The organism is Prochlorococcus marinus XMU1408 (assembly GCF_003208055.1).
GTDB classification, from domain to species: Bacteria; Cyanobacteriota; Cyanobacteriia; order PCC-6307; family Cyanobiaceae; genus Prochlorococcus_B; species Prochlorococcus_B marinus_A.
In genome coordinates, this window is the sequence record NZ_QJUE01000002.1 from 406,295 (window position 1) to 422,626 (window position 16,332).

General features: G+C 29.7%; 23 protein-coding genes and 1 other RNA gene. 13 read left to right on the forward strand and 11 right to left on the reverse strand.

Annotation, left to right across the window (positions count from 1 at the left end; genetic code table 11):
* Positions 1-23: 23 nt before the first annotated feature.
* Complete coding sequence (locus DNJ73_RS03655) at positions 24-1,229, forward strand: class I SAM-dependent methyltransferase (protein WP_257473316.1); 1,206 nt, start codon at positions 24-26, stop codon at positions 1,227-1,229.
* On the opposite strand, the gene aroB is transcribed toward DNJ73_RS03655, so the two are convergent.
* Positions 1,222-2,334, reverse strand: coding sequence for a 3-dehydroquinate synthase (gene aroB, locus DNJ73_RS03660; protein ID WP_158466353.1), 1,113 nt, complete (start codon positions 2,332-2,334; stop codon positions 1,222-1,224). The genes DNJ73_RS03655 and aroB overlap by 8 nt on opposite strands.
* 286 nt (positions 2,335-2,620) lie before the next feature.
* Here aroB and DNJ73_RS03665 point away from each other — a divergent pair, with 286 nt between their 5' ends.
* Both DNJ73_RS03665 and ssrS read left to right on the forward strand, forming a co-directional pair.
* On the forward strand, positions 2,621-3,766 hold the full coding sequence (locus tag DNJ73_RS03665; protein ID WP_158466354.1) for a 5-(carboxyamino)imidazole ribonucleotide synthase: 1,146 nt from the start codon (positions 2,621-2,623) through the stop codon (positions 3,764-3,766).
* 19 nt (positions 3,767-3,785) lie between these two features.
* Positions 3,786-3,966, forward strand: a non-coding RNA gene (ssrS, locus tag DNJ73_RS03670) — 6S RNA.
* Between the two features lie 86 nt (positions 3,967-4,052).
* On the opposite strand, the gene DNJ73_RS03675 is transcribed toward ssrS, so the two are convergent.
* The gene (locus tag DNJ73_RS03675; protein WP_158466355.1) at positions 4,053-4,388 is read right to left on the reverse strand and encodes a hypothetical protein; all 336 of its coding nucleotides are present in this window, start codon (positions 4,386-4,388) and stop codon (positions 4,053-4,055) included.
* Between the two features lie 224 nt (positions 4,389-4,612).
* Entirely contained in the window at positions 4,613-4,831 is a 219-nt protein-coding gene (locus DNJ73_RS03680; protein ID WP_158466356.1) for a hypothetical protein, read from the reverse strand.
* A 1,149-nt stretch (positions 4,832-5,980) separates the two neighbouring features.
* On the opposite strand from DNJ73_RS03680, the gene DNJ73_RS03685 reads away from it, so the two are divergent.
* The 3 genes from DNJ73_RS03685 to DNJ73_RS09765 all read left to right on the forward strand — a co-directional run bounded on the left by DNJ73_RS03685 (position 5,981) and on the right by DNJ73_RS09765 (position 6,690).
* A complete protein-coding gene (locus DNJ73_RS03685) occupies positions 5,981-6,160 on the forward strand; it encodes a hypothetical protein (RefSeq protein WP_158466357.1) in 180 nt (59 codons plus the stop codon).
* Positions 6,161-6,249: 89 nt separating this feature from the next.
* Positions 6,250-6,396: a hypothetical protein gene (locus DNJ73_RS09760; RefSeq protein ID WP_187152546.1), complete on the forward strand. Its 147-nt coding sequence runs from the start codon at positions 6,250-6,252 to the stop codon at positions 6,394-6,396.
* 150 nt (positions 6,397-6,546) lie between these two features.
* Positions 6,547-6,690, forward strand: coding sequence for a hypothetical protein (locus DNJ73_RS09765; RefSeq protein ID WP_187152547.1), 144 nt, complete (start codon positions 6,547-6,549; stop codon positions 6,688-6,690).
* 188 nt (positions 6,691-6,878) lie between these two features.
* Here DNJ73_RS09765 and DNJ73_RS09770 read toward each other — a convergent pair whose 3' ends face one another.
* Complete coding sequence (locus tag DNJ73_RS09770) at positions 6,879-7,055, reverse strand: hypothetical protein (RefSeq protein ID WP_187152548.1); 177 nt, start codon at positions 7,053-7,055, stop codon at positions 6,879-6,881.
* 410 nt (positions 7,056-7,465) lie between these two features.
* Here DNJ73_RS09770 and DNJ73_RS09775 point away from each other — a divergent pair, with 410 nt between their 5' ends.
* Complete coding sequence (locus tag DNJ73_RS09775) at positions 7,466-7,621, forward strand: hypothetical protein (RefSeq protein WP_187152549.1); 156 nt, start codon at positions 7,466-7,468, stop codon at positions 7,619-7,621.
* Positions 7,622-7,699: 78 nt separating this feature from the next.
* Here the strand turns inward: DNJ73_RS09775 and DNJ73_RS03690 are convergent, their stop codons facing one another.
* The 3 genes from DNJ73_RS03690 to DNJ73_RS03700 form a co-directional block, all read right to left on the reverse strand.
* Positions 7,700-8,161 carry a hypothetical protein gene (locus tag DNJ73_RS03690; RefSeq protein WP_158466358.1) on the reverse strand — a complete coding sequence of 154 codons (462 nt, stop codon included), beginning with the start codon at positions 8,159-8,161 and terminating at the stop codon, positions 7,700-7,702.
* A gap of 225 nt (positions 8,162-8,386) precedes the next feature.
* Complete coding sequence (locus tag DNJ73_RS03695; RefSeq protein WP_158466359.1) at positions 8,387-8,797, reverse strand: DUF1824 family protein; 411 nt, start codon at positions 8,795-8,797, stop codon at positions 8,387-8,389.
* Positions 8,798-9,000: 203 nt separating this feature from the next.
* Positions 9,001-9,192: a hypothetical protein gene (locus tag DNJ73_RS03700; RefSeq protein ID WP_158466360.1), complete on the reverse strand. Its 192-nt coding sequence runs from the start codon at positions 9,190-9,192 to the stop codon at positions 9,001-9,003.
* A 456-nt stretch (positions 9,193-9,648) separates the two neighbouring features.
* On the opposite strand from DNJ73_RS03700, the gene DNJ73_RS03705 reads away from it, so the two are divergent.
* From DNJ73_RS03705 to DNJ73_RS03725, 5 genes are all read left to right on the forward strand, one after another.
* Positions 9,649-9,918: a DUF1651 domain-containing protein gene (locus DNJ73_RS03705; RefSeq protein WP_158466361.1), complete on the forward strand. Its 270-nt coding sequence runs from the start codon at positions 9,649-9,651 to the stop codon at positions 9,916-9,918.
* A gap of 417 nt (positions 9,919-10,335) precedes the next feature.
* Positions 10,336-10,800: a nucleoside 2-deoxyribosyltransferase gene (locus DNJ73_RS03710; RefSeq protein WP_158466362.1), complete on the forward strand. Its 465-nt coding sequence runs from the start codon at positions 10,336-10,338 to the stop codon at positions 10,798-10,800.
* A 150-nt stretch (positions 10,801-10,950) separates the two neighbouring features.
* Positions 10,951-11,784, forward strand: coding sequence for a hypothetical protein (locus DNJ73_RS03715; RefSeq protein WP_158466363.1), 834 nt, complete (start codon positions 10,951-10,953; stop codon positions 11,782-11,784).
* Positions 11,785-12,450: 666 nt separating this feature from the next.
* Complete coding sequence (locus tag DNJ73_RS03720; protein ID WP_158466364.1) at positions 12,451-12,654, forward strand: hypothetical protein; 204 nt, start codon at positions 12,451-12,453, stop codon at positions 12,652-12,654.
* A 129-nt stretch (positions 12,655-12,783) separates the two neighbouring features.
* A complete protein-coding gene (locus DNJ73_RS03725; RefSeq protein WP_158466365.1) occupies positions 12,784-13,119 on the forward strand; it encodes a hypothetical protein in 336 nt (111 codons plus the stop codon).
* Positions 13,120-13,151: 32 nt separating this feature from the next.
* Here the strand turns inward: DNJ73_RS03725 and DNJ73_RS03730 are convergent, their stop codons facing one another.
* The 4 genes from DNJ73_RS03730 to DNJ73_RS03740 form a co-directional block, all read right to left on the reverse strand.
* The gene (locus tag DNJ73_RS03730; protein WP_158466366.1) at positions 13,152-13,418 is read right to left on the reverse strand and encodes a hypothetical protein; all 267 of its coding nucleotides are present in this window, start codon (positions 13,416-13,418) and stop codon (positions 13,152-13,154) included.
* A 187-nt stretch (positions 13,419-13,605) separates the two neighbouring features.
* Positions 13,606-14,001: a hypothetical protein gene (locus DNJ73_RS03735; RefSeq protein WP_158466367.1), complete on the reverse strand. Its 396-nt coding sequence runs from the start codon at positions 13,999-14,001 to the stop codon at positions 13,606-13,608.
* 79 nt (positions 14,002-14,080) lie between these two features.
* Complete coding sequence (locus tag DNJ73_RS09780; RefSeq protein ID WP_187152550.1) at positions 14,081-14,257, reverse strand: hypothetical protein; 177 nt, start codon at positions 14,255-14,257, stop codon at positions 14,081-14,083.
* 147 nt (positions 14,258-14,404) lie between these two features.
* Positions 14,405-14,620, reverse strand: coding sequence for a hypothetical protein (locus DNJ73_RS03740; RefSeq protein ID WP_158466368.1), 216 nt, complete (start codon positions 14,618-14,620; stop codon positions 14,405-14,407).
* 218 nt (positions 14,621-14,838) lie between these two features.
* Between DNJ73_RS03740 and DNJ73_RS03745 the strand changes: the two genes are divergently transcribed.
* Entirely contained in the window at positions 14,839-16,050 is a 1,212-nt protein-coding gene (locus tag DNJ73_RS03745; RefSeq protein WP_158466369.1) for an NAD(P)/FAD-dependent oxidoreductase, read from the forward strand.
* Positions 16,051-16,332 lie beyond the last annotated feature (282 nt).

Consider the following 16,332-nt stretch of genomic DNA (forward strand, 5'->3'; position numbering starts at 1 on the left):
TTTGGACTCTATGGTTATTCTCCATGATGATTGACCCGACTGCGAGATGTCCAAAATGGTTAATTGGTCACATGATCGAACGTGGAGGTTCAATTAGCTTTTATGAATATATGGATTTAGTTTTAAATGATCCTGGCAATGGATTTTATTCAACTGGACGCTTGAAGATTGGAAAGGACGGGGATTTTTGTACTTCTCCATCTTTGAGTAATGATTTTGCACGTTTATTGGCTGTTCAAGTTGCTGAATGGTTTCTTAATTTAGAAAAAGGAAGAATTGATACCGATTTGTTTTCTCTTGTTGAGATTGGGCCCGGGGAAGGGTCTTTGTCAAGAGATTTAATTGATGCTATTTATGAAATTGCACCTGCTTTAATCAGTAAAATTGAGCTTGTTTTAGTTGAATTAAATGTTGGGATGCGAGAACGACAAGAAAAAGTAGTTGAAAATATAAAAGGGGTTAATTGTCGCTGGAGTAATCTTGATGAGCTCAGTTTAAAGCCAGTAACAGGTGTAATTATTGCTAATGAGGTTTTGGACGCTTTCCCTGTAGAGAGATTGGTTTTTAGAGATAAAAAAGTTTTTAGACAGGGAGTTTCTTTAAGAAAAATAGATGATAAATATTTTCTGAGCTTTGTTGACCTAAAGATAACTACTGCGATCAGTCAGTTTTTAAATGATTCTAAAAGTCTTTTAAAGGTTGAGTTCCCACCAAAGGATATTTGTAATGAATGGGTTACAGAATGGCATTGTGATGTACCGATTTGGTTTAGAAAATTATCTAAGGTTTTAATCAATGGCTCATTATTAGTTGTCGACTATGCTTTGGAATCTAAGCGCTATTACAACGCAATGAGGAAATCAGGTACTCTTATTTCCTATAAGAATCAAGAAGCTAATACTAATCTTTTAAAAGATGCTGGGTTTTGTGATTTGACAGCACATTTATGTATTGAATCAACTGTTTATTACGCCATAACTAATGGATGGAAGTTTATGGGTGAGGCAAGGCAGGGACAAGCTTTATTAGCATTAGGCCTTTCAAAATTTCTTTATTCTCTTCAAAATATGAACAATAATGATCTATCTACTGTTTTAGATAGAAGAGAGTCATTGTTGCGACTTGTTGATCCGATGGGACTGGGAGAATTTAGGTGGTTGGCTTTTCAGAAAGGTAATAGTAAAGACCTGATTTTAAGAAATCGTTTTCTTGAGGAGCCCATTAGCTAAGTTTAAGTTTTTGCAGGCATTCATCTATTTCTTGATTAGAGATATTATTAAAGATTTTCACGTCGCCAATTTTTACGGGCAAAACGAAACTTACTTTGCCGTTTTTGACTTTCTTGTCTCCTTGAAGAGAGCTTAGAACACTCTCAAGTTTAAGGCCTGGCCAATCAGTGGGTAAACCAGCTTTCTCTATTAATCTCTTCTGCCTTTTTGCATCAATCTCTTTCCATAATCCTCTTTGAACTGCCAACTGGCCGACTGCGACCATACCCATTGCAACAGCCTCACCATGAAGCCATTTCCCATATCCACAAAGATTTTCTATTACATGCCCAAATGTGTGCCCATAATTTAAAAATGCTCTTACTCCACTTTCTTTCTCATCTTTAATAACAATATCTGCTTTAGATTTTGCTGAACGCTTAATTATTTCTATTAACAATTTCTCTTTTATTTTTGATAGCTCAGAAATGAGATCTTGATTTTCTAGAAGTTCGAATAGCTCAAGATCTGATATTACCCCATACTTTATGATTTCAGCCATACCTGCTTTGAACTCTCTTCCTGGAAGAGTAACTAAGGTTTTAGGGTCTATTAAGACTAATTTAGGTTGATGAAATGCGCCTATTAGATTTTTACCTTTTGAATGATTTATTCCTGTTTTACCTCCAATAGATGCATCAACCATGGCAAGTAGGGTTGTTGGAATTTGGACAACATGAATTCCACGTAACCAAGTAGCCGCAGCAAAACCAGTCATATCACCAATCACCCCACCTCCAAGCGCAATCATTAGGGATCCTCTCTCTAGCCTTGCTTCATATGCGGCATCGTGAATTAAGCCTATAGAAGATTGGTTTTTTTGTTCTTCTCCAGCTCTTAATATGAATAGTTTTGGATTATAGTTACTTTTAATTAGACTATTAATTACTATATCTCCATAATGATCTGAGACTTCTTTATTTGATACGACTAAAACTTTTAATCCTTTCTTAAAACCAATTTTACTTAGCTCATCTCCTATACATTCAAGACTATTTTTTCCAATAATTATATTGTATGGGTTGTTAGTTAATGAGACCTTAATGTTGAGGTAGTCTTTATTCACTGTTGAGAGAGTATGAGATTTTTGATAATTTATTAGTTTAAATTACCAAAACATGTAAGCAATTATATGGTTGGCTATCACATGTTATAAACCAATGAAATATGTTCTTATACTTTCATCCTTTATCCCAGGATCAAAATAATTATAAAGTGGAATATTCTTTTGGTTGTGTAGGAAGGATGTTTTTATTAAAATCACCTTTCATACATTATTTGTAATTGTTTGTACGATTTTTTTGTTGTTTGCCATCTAGCGAGCAAAGCTCTAAAAATGAGGTCTTGAACTAATGATTGGGGTTGTAGGGGGAGGTCAGCTTGCCATGCTGCTAGTTGAGGCTGGTAAAAAAAGAGATGTTGATGTCGTTGTTCAGACCGGTGTCATTACTGACCCTGCTGCCAAAAAGACTAATCAAGTCATTTTGCATGATCCCACTAATGCAAATGGGACAAAACTTCTTGCTGAAAAGTCTCGCTTTATAACTTTTGAAAATGAGTGGGTTGATATACCAAGCTTAATTTCTCTTCAAAATAATGGAGTTTCATTTGTTCCTAGACTTCAGTCTATACGTCCTTTACTTAATAAAATATCTCAAAGAGAGTTGTTAAACAGTCTTGATATCCCATGTCCTGATTGGTTTCCTATACCTTTAAAAAACACATCAGGAATTGAGCTTCCTGCTGATTGGAGATTCCCTTTAATGGCCAAAGCTTCCAAAGGTGGATATGACGGTAAAGGGACAAAGATTATTAAAAATTTAAAACAACTCAGAGAATTGCTTGAATTTGAGACAGAGGAACAGTGGATGTTAGAGAAATGGGTCTCTTTCGAAAAAGAATTATCTATAGTTTCTAGTAGGGATTCGAAAGGTATAGTTCGCAGTTTGCCAATTGTAGAAACTTTCCAATCTAAACAAGTCTGTGACTGGGTCCTCGCCCCAGCAGATATAAATCATGATGTTGATCTTATGGTGAAAAATATCGTATCCTCTTTGTTAACTGAGTTGGACTATGTCGGAGTTATTGCTATCGAATTTTTTTACGGATCTGAAGGATTACTTGTGAATGAAATAGCACCAAGAACTCATAATTCAGGTCATTTTTCTATAGATGCATGTAGTAGCAGTCAATTTGATCAACAAATATGTATAACTTCAGGAATTAATGTACCTATGCCCGAAATGTTTGTTGATGGTGCTCTGATGGCAAACTTGCTTGGTTTGCAAAATGACTATCCAATATCAATCACTCAGAGGTTGAATGATTTACGAGGAATTCCTGGATTGAATGTACACTGGTATGAAAAAGAAGAAGAAAAAAAAGGTAGGAAGCTTGGTCACGTTACTTATCTTTTGAATGAAAAAGATCCTTTGTCTAGAAAAAAAGAAGCATTAGATGTTTTAAAAGCCATAAGATCAATTTGGCCTACCTCATGATGCTTTTTGTTAGATTGTTTTAGTACTGCTTTGTTGGTAAGGCCTTTTCAAGTGCTCTGATCTGACTCTCTTTCGATTTGGGGAAGCTGTCGTGAAAGTAACGTATACCGGCTTGTTCTGGAAACGAAGCTTCACTTTGAATCCCCCTCTGGTTCTTCCAGGTCGATGCTTCTTGGGTTTTACGGCTAAGTGGTACTAACTTTTAGCTGAATTCACTGAAATATATATAAGTTTTAAATAGTTAAATCTTGAAAATTTTCATTCCATATTAAAAAGTTAAAGATCATCAAACTTTGCGGGCCTTTCGCAATAGTTCATGATCTTCTCTTGCCTTCTTATCAAGAATGGCTAAATCTTTTCTTGCTTTTTTGTCGATTTTTTGGATGTCCTCCCTAGCTCTTTGGTCTAGAAGTGCAACATCTTTTCTTGCCCTTTGATCAATGTTCTCAAGGTCGGCTCTAGCGCGTTGATCAACATTTTCTAAATCCATTTTTGCTCTCTCTACCATGCTCGTCATTGAGTCGACCATCATTGATAAAGCTGCGGGCACTGGCTTCCCTGAGGCAGAAAGGGGAACCTGCTCATTAAGGCTAATACTAGAGTTTGCTCGATTCGAAGCCATAGGTTTGATTAAAATAGGCTTTCACTATTAGAAGCCTTTTCTTTATGCATCTATTATCTCTTTTTATTTGCCCAATTAATGAAAACCTTCTGAAGAAAAACGAGATGTAATAGTAAGTTTCAGATTTGGCATGCAGATCTTATTTCCTTTATTGGATTTCTTGTAGGACTAGATTAATTTAAGATTTTCAAGAAAATGAAGATACAATTAATTTAATGAAGATTCTAATTCTCTTTTGGATAAAGCCTAGCTATTTTTTTCTTCTGCTCTTCTTTTTCGAGGTTTTTTCTTTTTCTATCTTTATATGAAACGTCATCTTCATTAAGCTTGAAAAAGACAAAATAAAACATAATACCTGTAAATATAAATCCTATAAAAAGGACCCAAAACCCAATAAAACCTGTAGGAGATAAGTATTCCACTCTATAGAACCCATTTCCCATCTTTATTAAAGATAAATTTTATTCACACATATTATCCAATAAAAATAAAAAATGTATGAGTAATTGGCTTTTTTAAAATGGATTTTCCCCCTTGCCTCTGAAACTTTATTTTACGTAAATAAGAATTTTTACGCATTAACATTTAATCCAACTTAATTAAAATTTAAAAATATATACTTTTTTAGATGGAAGAAACACATAACTATGCTATGAATCTTGTAGTTCCATTAATGGGAATAGCACCTTTGTTAATGCTTTTTATATTGAAAGGTGATAAAAAAACAAAGCGGACTAAAATTTGGACAAGGTCTACTAATTAGTAATTTATAAAGTATATTAGATGGGTTATCTTTTTCATTTTAAACTAATATAAAGACTAAATAAGTTAGGGTAAGAATTATTGTAATCTCAAATTTATTAAGAATAATATAATGTGATAAATAATTTTTTGTATAATAATTAAATATTTAAAAATAATAATAATTGATTTTTACAATACACAATTTTCTTTTTATGTATTTTTCTTTTCTTTTTATTTATTAATAGGGATGATTTAGTTTTTATTTCATTGAAATAAAAACTAAATTAATCCAAGAATACCCTGTGTTCGGTTTTCACTCACACTATACTTTTCTTTTGGCTATAGTGATGATCATCAAAATAAATAATCTCTGAGATTCAATTCTCATTATTACTAATTTCCTTTATTCCCAATGCAAAAACAAAAAACTCAGCAATTTGCAAAATTTTTTCTTAAAGATATTAAAAGCAATTCTGATAAAATAAATAATGATGAATCAACATATAAAGAGATTAATTTATCTCTTACCTAAAATATTTTCTACAAAATCTTTTAAAAATATGATGTATTAAATAGTTTATTTATAAAGATATTATTCAAATCTTACATTAAAAAAAATATCTAAACAATTTTAGAATTTTAAACCAATTCCATTTAAGATTTTAAAATTTTCTATATGTTTAAAATACCTTATAAATTAGAATAGGTAAAAACACCTCCTTATTGCTGAATATATTTTAATATGTTATTTATACCTACAATTTTCCTTTAATAATAAAATTAATCTAAAAAAAAAGAATTAAATTATTAAAGCCGTGCTAGGTATTCCATAGTTTTATTGGAGGGACATGAACAAACCCATTCAAAGAAAAACTACTTTAAAATGGAGTTCTGATGGAGAGCTCTCTTCTATTGACATGGCTGGGATTTTAGAGCTTCTAGCAGATAAGGAATTAACACAGTGTGTATTAGCTTGTGATGCAAATAAAAAATCCTCAGAGATACTATTTCATTTAAAAGATCGATAATAAGTGCATTTACCTAAAAAAGTTTTGTAAATTTATCAAGAAATATAATCGTTAAACAGTATGTTTAGATACTACTAATTTTAAAAAATATGAAAACAGCACAAGATAGATATTTTGAATGCTTAGAAGTATGTATTGAAGATGAGCAAGGAATGTCTTGTCGGCAAGTTTGTGCACCTATATTGAATGACGATCCTTCAGACCATCCTACGGTTCCGTTAATTAATAATATGTAAAAATTATATAAATAAATAATTTGATTATTTTAAACTCATAGTAATTTTTATGTTTTATTTTGAAATAGTTAAATAGTCATTTATGGGTCACTTTGTTGACTGGAAGCTTAATTAATTATTTATTTAAGCTATGATTTAATTTTATCGCTTATGGATACTCCTATCACACACGTCAATTTGTTTAATGCTTTGTTAGCTCTATACGTTATTGGTTTTCAACTTACAATATGCTTAGATTGGAACTGGATTCCTATGAATGATGAGGATTATCAACTTCCATATCAAGACAAATAGAGTCAAATTAGTTAAAGTCTAATTTTTACTATTGGATATATATTTTTTATAAATTAATTAATTATTTAAAAACAATTTTTATCAAAAAAAATTAGATATTTTAAGCAATTTATTTTTTTTTAGAAAAACAGTAGTTATATAATATTATTCGATACTTGTTTTGAATTAGACTGTTTGCTGTACATAAATCAAATGTTTTGCACTACATGAAATAGACCGAATGAATATCCACCTATGAGTATCCAACCTAGAATTGCTGAGATTATTGTAGACCTTCTATTATGCCTTCTAATTGCGTTTTCGATCATTTCGTTGACCACATCTTTATCTATTAAATCTTTTGATTTTGGGTTGGTGGAAGTCATTTGTTTTGTGTGAATTTGTTCAAGTAAGTAGTGGTTGCCTAGCCTCTTGGCGATCGAGGGCATAACCTTATAGAAGAAGACAGCAAAACAATCAGGAATCTTTGTAAACAATTGTTAAGACTATAATAGATTATTTTGAAAATTGTGTAGGTAAAATCACTTTATTCTCTTTTTTTAGAGCTATGTTCTTTTTCATCATTAAAGGAGGTTCTAAATATTTCATCTTTTTGGACATAAAGGAATTATTTTTATTGTTTTTTTAAGAAATTGTGGAATATCAAATTTATTAATTCACACTTTTATTTTCAGGTTCATTCCTTAGGCATTAATTAATATAAATTTCAGGCGTATATTTTATTTCATCTGCATCCACACTTTGTTGTTTTGACTGTAATAATAAGAAAAAAACTATGTCTAATCATTCGATTATTGAGCGTGATTATCAGCTTGAAAAGTTAGAGTTTGCATTGGCTATCTCTCAAAGTAATGGAGACAAGATCAGATCAGACATTATTAAAGATCAAATAGAAAAGATTGGTTTTATTTTTCAAGAGCCAGGTACATAGAAAATGTAAACTAATAGATTTACTTTTATCAAAATTTATATTTTTGTATTCTATACATTTTATATACGATAAATCAATTCAGAAGTTATTTTCATTGCTATCACTATCTGACTCATTCTTTTCAAGAAGTTTTCTAGTTAAAAAAGAATACGAAGCTTGATGTTTTTCCTTCCACTCTTTGTGTTCTTTAATCTGCTGTTTTAATTTTTTAAGACTTTCTTTTTCTTCTGGGTAAACTCTTTCTAAGTATTCAGGACTTAGATTTATATTACCTTCAAATTCATATACCATCTCCTCAAATGACTCGCATATACCAAGGATGTCTGCCATGAAATCCTCAAACTCATCAATATTTATTTCTTGAAGAACTTTTCTTAATTTGCTTTGACTTGATTCTTCTGGCTCCCATTCTTTTTTTAGTACATGAAGTAGATTTAGTTGACCAATTCTATCAAGAAGGTCCCATTTAGATGCATCATCAGCCGAGTAAAAATAGGAACCATCGCCTGATTGATAAAATTTGTCTCTTTCTTTATCCATTTAAATTAGAAAGTGAATGTATTATTTTTTATAATTTGGTGTAAAATGGTAAAAAATTTGATTCTTTTACTAAACACTAAATTGTTGTTTAGTCTTTTATAAGACATCTATTTTATTTTATCAATAAAAGGATAGCATTTCATCCTTTATCTTAGCATTTTTTCTATTATGCTTTGATTTTGAAATTATTGATTGGATAATTAAACTTATATTATGAGACATTAATTATAATTTTTTATTAAAGAAATCTAATGGAAATGGACCAATTGTTTTTGAAGTTAATGAATCATCATTATTATGACAAGTAATTAATATACCTTCTCCTAAACCATATTCTATCCTTGCATGCATTTCACCAGTCTTTTGATTCGCTTTTAGGAAAACAGGACCATTTGACTCAGGGAGATTAATAGGTTTAGCCATATTGTAATTAAAAGCCTCTTCTATTTTTCTTACGGCATTTACTCCTTTTTCTAATGAAGGTGACATAATTCCTATTGTTAACCAATCTGAATTTAGAATAATTTGTTTAACTTCTTTGAATAATAATTCTTCTTGCTTTTTATTTAGATTAGGAGCAGATCTTAATTTATCAAGATCTTTCAATTCAACGATATCAGAATCTTTTTTCGACATCTAGATTTATTTTCTTATTTAACACACTAGCAGATTTTTTGTATGTTATCCATAAATAATATTTTAATAACATGAAAAAGTTAGATGAAATTCAGAAGTTATTTCCATGCGAATTTATATATATTTATGATTGTTTAAAAGCAATTAGAAAACATATTATCATTCTTGTGTAGTTCTAATACTCAATTAATTTAGATAATTACTCAATTAATATCGTTTGATTCTTTTATTCTTCTGGATTCATGCAACTGTTCTAATTCGTTATAAACGTCACGTAGTTTTTTCTGGATATGATCCAGATCTCCAATTGAACTAAGAGATTTCATCGCTTTTATGAGGCTTTCTTTCGCTTCTATTAATCCACGACATTCTGTGCTACCAGCTTCATAGGACATCTTAAGCTCTCTGATGGTATGAAAATATTATATCGACTCTGCTAAGCCAGTAAATCTCGTTTCACCTATTTAAATAATTATTCTTGCCCATTTAAAAACGTTAATCCATTTCTTCATTTATAAAATTTTAATTGTATTGAAATTGACATATTCTTTAATTATAGAAGGAAAGAAAGAAAGAGAAAACGATTTAGCTGGTTTTTTATTTTCTCTTCTAATTTATCTAGTTCTCTAGAATTTTTATTCAATAAAGGAAAATTCTGTTTAATTTAAATTTAATTTCTTGATTTGCTATCTATCTCTCTGCCTTGCTTTTCGCTCCTTCAAACAAAAAAGGTCATTCGCAATATCCATTTTTATTTTACTAACTATCATTTCTTTAACTTCGCTTTAGATTCTTAGACTTGACGAAGGGTGTTTTTTTAATTAAAAACAAAATTAAGACTTTGTTTTTTGATGGCAAAAGTAGAAAACTTAGATGCCCCTATTGGTTGGCTTATAGATCCCCACAATAAATGGGCTATTCATTTTGACTATAAAAAGGTTACCAATGATCAAATTGGTAATGATTTTACAATTGATATGTGGGGGGTTGTCCCAAATGGTAAACCTATGATATTTAAAAGTAGAAGAAAAGCGACAAGACAGGATTCAATGAAGACATGGAAGCAATTAATTTCATCAAACTGGGTTGAATTAGATATAGAAAAGACTAAGTCAGCCTGAAAATTAATTTCATTTAAAAAGTGAATTTAATTAGGTTAATGCTTTTCCTTATCTATGATTCTATAAATTGTTAAAAACTTTTCATAAATTATCAAATTTGATTCTTACCTTTTCAGCTGTGATTAGTTCATGGACATTAATTATTTTATTATCTAATACCACATATAATTTAGAGATTAAAGAAGTTTTGAATAAAATGTATTTTAATCAAAAATATTTTATTCTTAATGTAAAGGATTTATCAATACTACTGTTGAAAGATGCTAACGAGCGTTTCTCTGTTAATAACTCAGGTATTACGAAATAGAAAAAAAACTATAATAATTTAAAAGCTGCTCCTAAAAAAATTATTTTTATCAATTTTAATCTCTAATAAGATTGAGATTGATTTTTTTGATTAATCTCGTTAAAAAAACCATGGTAAATAAAAAACTTTATTTAGCATCTCCTTATGGGTTCTCCGATCATTGGAGATCAAAACTTTTACCTGAATTTATTACCAAACTTGAGTCGATGGGAGTGAAAGTTTTGGAACCTTTTGATCGCAATAGTGATATTGATCTTTCTGTACCTGGCTGGGCTAATAAGGTAGCTCGTTCAAACTTAAGAGATTTGAGGTCATCTGATGGCCTATTCGCAATAGTTAATGGCTCTCCGCCTGATGATGGTGTCATGGTTGAGCTTGGTGTTGCTATTGCCTTAGGAAAACCTACTTTTTTATTTAGAGACGATTTTCGCAAATGTACTGATTCTGATGAATACCCTCTTAATTTAATGATCTTTTTGGGCATTCCTTATGAATCTTGGAAAGATTATTACTATTCTTCAATTGATGAGATTGAAAGTAAAAATAAGGCAATTTATAAATGGTTACGAAATTAATTTTTTCCTTAATATTAACAATAATATGGATAAATTATAAAATATAAGAATCTCTAATCTTCTTGATCAATATAGCCTCATAAAAATTGATTATATGATAAAATACATATTTAACTAATTTACTTTATTGTATTCCAAGAGAAGGGTATTATGTATAACTTAAATAATATACGGACTGAAATATCTTTCAAATCATTTGATGAACTTAGATCTACGCTATCTTTTTATAAGAAAAATGATCTTTGTAAAATAAATATTCCGTGTAAAAATAATTTAAAAAAAGATTTTTTATTAGATTCAATTAAAATAGCAACAGAAGAGTTTCCTAATATAGATTTTATACCTCATTTTAGTATTATGCATGAGTTTAAAAGAAATAGCCTAAATACTCAGCAATCATTTATTGAATTTGTAAAGACAATAAATAATTTAGGTTGTCATGAATTACTACTGGTTTCAGGTTCTCAGAAACGATCAACATTAGATTCTGTTTCTGCTTTGGAATATGTCAAAGATAATACTTTATTCTCTAAGATTGATTTTTCTATTGGCGTAGCATTTAATCCATATCTACCTACTTATCTGTTTAATGATGAGATTTTAAGATTGGAAAAAAAACTTAAATCAGGTCTAGTAACTTCTATTTGGATTCAATTTGGCACTGATTATACACTTCTTGAAAGTAGAATGATAAAATTAAAAAATATCATTCATACGACTATAAAAAATCCCTTAAAAATATCAAATATAAATATATTCGCTAGTATCTTAATTCCTTCTAAGCAATTTCTATCTAGATTTAAATATAGGCCTTGGAAAGGAGTATATTGTTCTAATGAATTTTTAGAATCAGTAGAATTAGCTAACTATACGATCTCGAAATTGTTATGTACTTATAAGAAATATGAAATCTTCCCATTAATCGAAACACCTATTGCAAGTGAGTATCATCTAGAAAATTTAATGAAGATTCTTAAGATATAGATATAATTTATAAAACTAATACAAAAGTTTAGTACTTTAATATCTCAGAACATTGATTATATTAAAATCAATCTGATTAACTAGGTATTAGATGTATCAATTATGTAGTTGCTTTAAGCGAAGAAAACTTTAAAAAAGCTTTGCTAAGATATAATTTGACTTTAATTTTATTTTCGTAAAAAGTGTCAAAAGATTGAACTATTGGCTTGAAAGGATTCATTTCCATTTTGTTGAATATTAGAAAAAGATAATGTTGAATTTTCTGAGAGGGACGACGTATTATCTGAGGGTTAAATAGAAAATTCACTGTTTACCCAATCAATAAAAATCCAGTCCAAGAAAATATACTTGTAAAGTATTGTAACGCTAGTATGAACTTTTGTAAATCTTCTTTTGCGCTCTAGGGCTTCTAAGAGTTTCGTTTTTTGTTTTTAATATTGTTATTCTTCTTTGATATCCTTTTATAGCAGTCGTTTTCTGATTTCTATAATCATGTTCTTAAGCGAAGTCCATTCTGTTTTTTTGGATGAATCGAATAAGGCTTTTCGCCATTTTAGTGTCACACCTTAAAGTGCTTTTTTCGTTTTTGTGGATCCTTGAATTTGCTTGATTATTCACGGTCGATGAGAATTTCGTTTAATTTAAAAAGATAAAGATGTTTAAAAAATGTTTTCTTCAAGAAAAAAGGCAACTCTAAAGACAATTCCTCAGTCATCTTCTTTTGCTGAAGAAACTTTTTTGCTTAGAAGATTTCCTGAGCCTACTAGGTATAAATTAGCTGTTCTTTTGATGTTCGTTGCTGGTTTTGGTCTACTTACTTTAGGAACATGGGTTCTCAATGATTTCAATTTTCTAACTTTTACAAATTGATAAATAGGTTGATTATATTAATTTAATTTTATAAATATCTAATGGTTTTTTAAAATTCGAATTCTTTGATAACAATTTTTTATTTATGAATGTTATTCTATAAGTCGATAGCGGGTTTAATTATTTAATATGGCAAATTCATGGGATAATTACTTCTCTCATTATTCAGACTGGGATGATGCACATTGTTTTAATGTCAGGTTGGAACTTAAATTTGAGGAAAATATAAAGAGTTTAGGATACGTTGAAAATGTTAGTTCCGATGATTTGTTTATAATTGATAATAGTTTTTCAAATCAAGCTCTTCCTCAAAGTCAAACTTATATTAAAAGTAAAAACGAAATTTCTTTATCTTTTGATGTTCCCTATGATTGGTCGATAGATACTGATTGGGAGGACAAAGCTCTTGTTCTCCTTGGACTAAATGATGAATGGGTTATTGATTCCTCCGTGGAGGATAAATAAAATATATAGTTGTCTCCTTTTTGTATCTCAATTCATGAGTAAAAAATAAGAGCCAAACCTTTTTTAGTTAAATAAAATTCTTTTTCTTCTCTACTTAAATCCATTGATAATTGCTCACCTTCTTTGATTGCTTGATCATATGGAGGTTTTGAAGGCGAAATTCCTTTATATATTGCTGCAATACCTAGTGGAGTAGCGTTCCATGCGAAATTAGCTGTTTCTCCAATAGGTGGCTGATTTAATGCTTCTTCTAGCAGACTAGATGAGTTCGATTTTGGACGAATTGTTGTTGATGTCATATTTATATTTTAGTTTTCTTAAAAAAACTTTTAGTTTGCTGTAGAAGAATTAATACATCTACTTTCTAACGCATTAGTTTGTTATGTGCGTGATTTTTGTTGATCTCTGCATTCTTTCCTTTGGTTGAATTTTTGTTTTTATTTATATCGTTCATAGCTTTAAAGGATCTATTTAGAAGTTATATTTTCATTTTTCTTGTATCTTCTTTTTTAATAGAATAAACTGTTTGAATTGATCAAATAACTCTTCATTTAACTCATCGCTATTTTTGATAAAAATATCATCTAAATTGCGCCTGTATCTTTTCGTATTATAAGTAATGCCTTTGTCTGAGATCAATTCATCAAGTTCATGATATTTAATTGATGTATTAGTTATGCTTTTTTCTTTTTCATATCTATTTTCTCTATTTAAATCGTTTGTATTTTGTAAATCAAACTCTCCTCTTGCTAACAATGCCTCTTCAACTAATATTCCTACTACTTTTGATTGGCTTAGCTTTTCTTTACTTGCTATTTTGGAGATGATTTTTTGAATATTTACTGAAGGCAGGTAGCCAATCCTTTTTCTTATGGAGGGCATACCTCTTTGAGTAAAAATTTAACTTACTTTACCTTTTGCTTGAATTCAAAATATTTTACTTATTTCTTGACGTTTGGGTTTAAAAAATCCAATCTTCTAGCATTATTTTAGCTTTCTTAAATTCATTTTTAGCTTTGTGCTCATTTATTTTCTTTATTGCTGAATATGCCATTTCTCCTTTTTCCCAAAAAAGAATTTGATTTATGGGACTTAGAAGATTAGATTCTTCATCAGAAATTGAAAGCTTTTTAGTCATTAGTTCATCAGCTGAAGTATTTTTAAATTTGAATTATTAGTAGTTATTGATTACAGAATAGACTATTGAGCACCTCTTCAGAAAATTGAGTTAGAATCCCTTTTGTTTTTTATTTGTGTTATTGATTATCTAGTTGCAAAGATGCTGTCAATATTTCTTGTCTTCAGGGAATTCTGGTTTATCTTTCTTTTTTCTCCTGCCATCAGAAAGCTCTAGTAAAGTTGAAAGTTGTTCATATACAGACCTTAGTGAGGATAACTCAGGTAATAAACCGTCGTTTCTGAGATCTTCATCCATATATCTAAGCTCTTGCCTTACGTAGGAGAGAATAGATTTGGCTTCATCTCTTTTTGGTCCAGCCATATTTTTTTTTTATATGTGGAGAAGATACAACAAAAAAGAAGTAAAATATGATTTTGAACTGCGTATCAAGACAATGTGTTTGTAGATTAAATCTTGTTTCTTTAGTTAGAATTAAATATTATTCTCTTACAATCAAAATTTATCTTTGAAATAATTAATAAATAAAATATTTATTAATTATTTTATTAAAATTTAATTTAATAGAAGTTTATTATTTGATGATTTCAGATCTCGTTATTATTGGTGGGGGCGCCTCTGGATTTATGGGTGCCATTACAGCAGTAAGAAATGGAATAGGATCGGTAGTAATACTAGAAAGTACATCAAAAGTTCTTGAAAAAGTAAGAATTAGTGGCGGTGGTAGATGTAACTTAACTAACTCATGTTGGGATATATCAAATTTAGTCAACAATTATCCAAGAGGAGAAAAGCAACTTATAGGACTTTTTAATCGATTTTCTACAAGCGATGCTTTTGAGTGGTTTCAAGAAATGGGACTTAGTTTAAAAGTAGAAAATGATGGACGTATCTTTCCTTGTTCTGATTCTTCAGAGGATGTAATAAAATGTTTGAAGAATGTAGCAAGAAGATATGGTGTAAAGGTATTTATTAATTCACATGTGAAGCAAATAAGAGTAACGAGTGAGGGCTTTAATTTATTAGCTAAAGGAAATAATTACTTTAAAGCAAAAAATATTTTAATTTGTACAGGTGGTCATCCTAGTGGACGAAGATTGGCGAAGAGCCTTGGTCATACAATTATTCATCCTGTTCCATCTCTCTTTTCCTTTTCTACTTCTGACAACACATTAAAATCTTGTTCAGGTATAACTTTAAATGTTCAAATTAAACTTATTGTTAATAATAAGAAATTTACTGAAAGTGGGACAATTTTAATAACTCATAGAGGCTTTAGTGGCCCTGTGATTTTGCGTATGTCTGCATTTAGTGCAAGATATTTGTATGATAATAAATATTTTGGGGAATTAAGAATAAATTGGCTCTGTTTGAGTGAGGATGAGACTAGGTCAAAAATTGATTTATTCAAATTGGAAAATGGCAAGAAACTTGTTTTAAAGAATAAACCTTTTAATCATTTACCCAGAAGCTTATGGAAAGCTCTCGTTTTAAGTGTAAATATTGATAAACAATTAAAATGGGCTGATTTATCTAAATATGAAAAGGATACTTTAGTTAAATGTTTAACTATGAAAAATTATTTAATAAATAGTCGCGGACCTTTTGGTGAGGAATTTGTAACTGCGGGTGGAGTATCACTTAATGAAATTAATTTCAAGACAATGGAAAGTAAGATTTGTAAGGGTTTATATTTTGCAGGGGAGGTTTTAGATATTGACGGGATTACAGGTGGCTTTAATTTTCAACATTGCTGGACTAGTGGTTGGATAGCAGGTAATGCGATTATATAAATAATTATAAGTATTAATAATTATATATTAATTTTTTATATATATTAAAGACAAATGAAGGTTAACTTAGATGTTTAACCAAGAGATGCAATCAAAGCTGGAATTGCAACCGCTATTAGTCCCACAGCTGCTGTTGCAGTAAGTAGTGAAGTGCTCACTTTACATTTATGTACTTTAAATATTTTACACAACAGATTTGAATCTTTTTGTGAGTAATAATACTATTTGTAGTAACTTTTCTGGGTTTTCAGAGTTTGAAAACATAAAGTGCAAAAAATATAT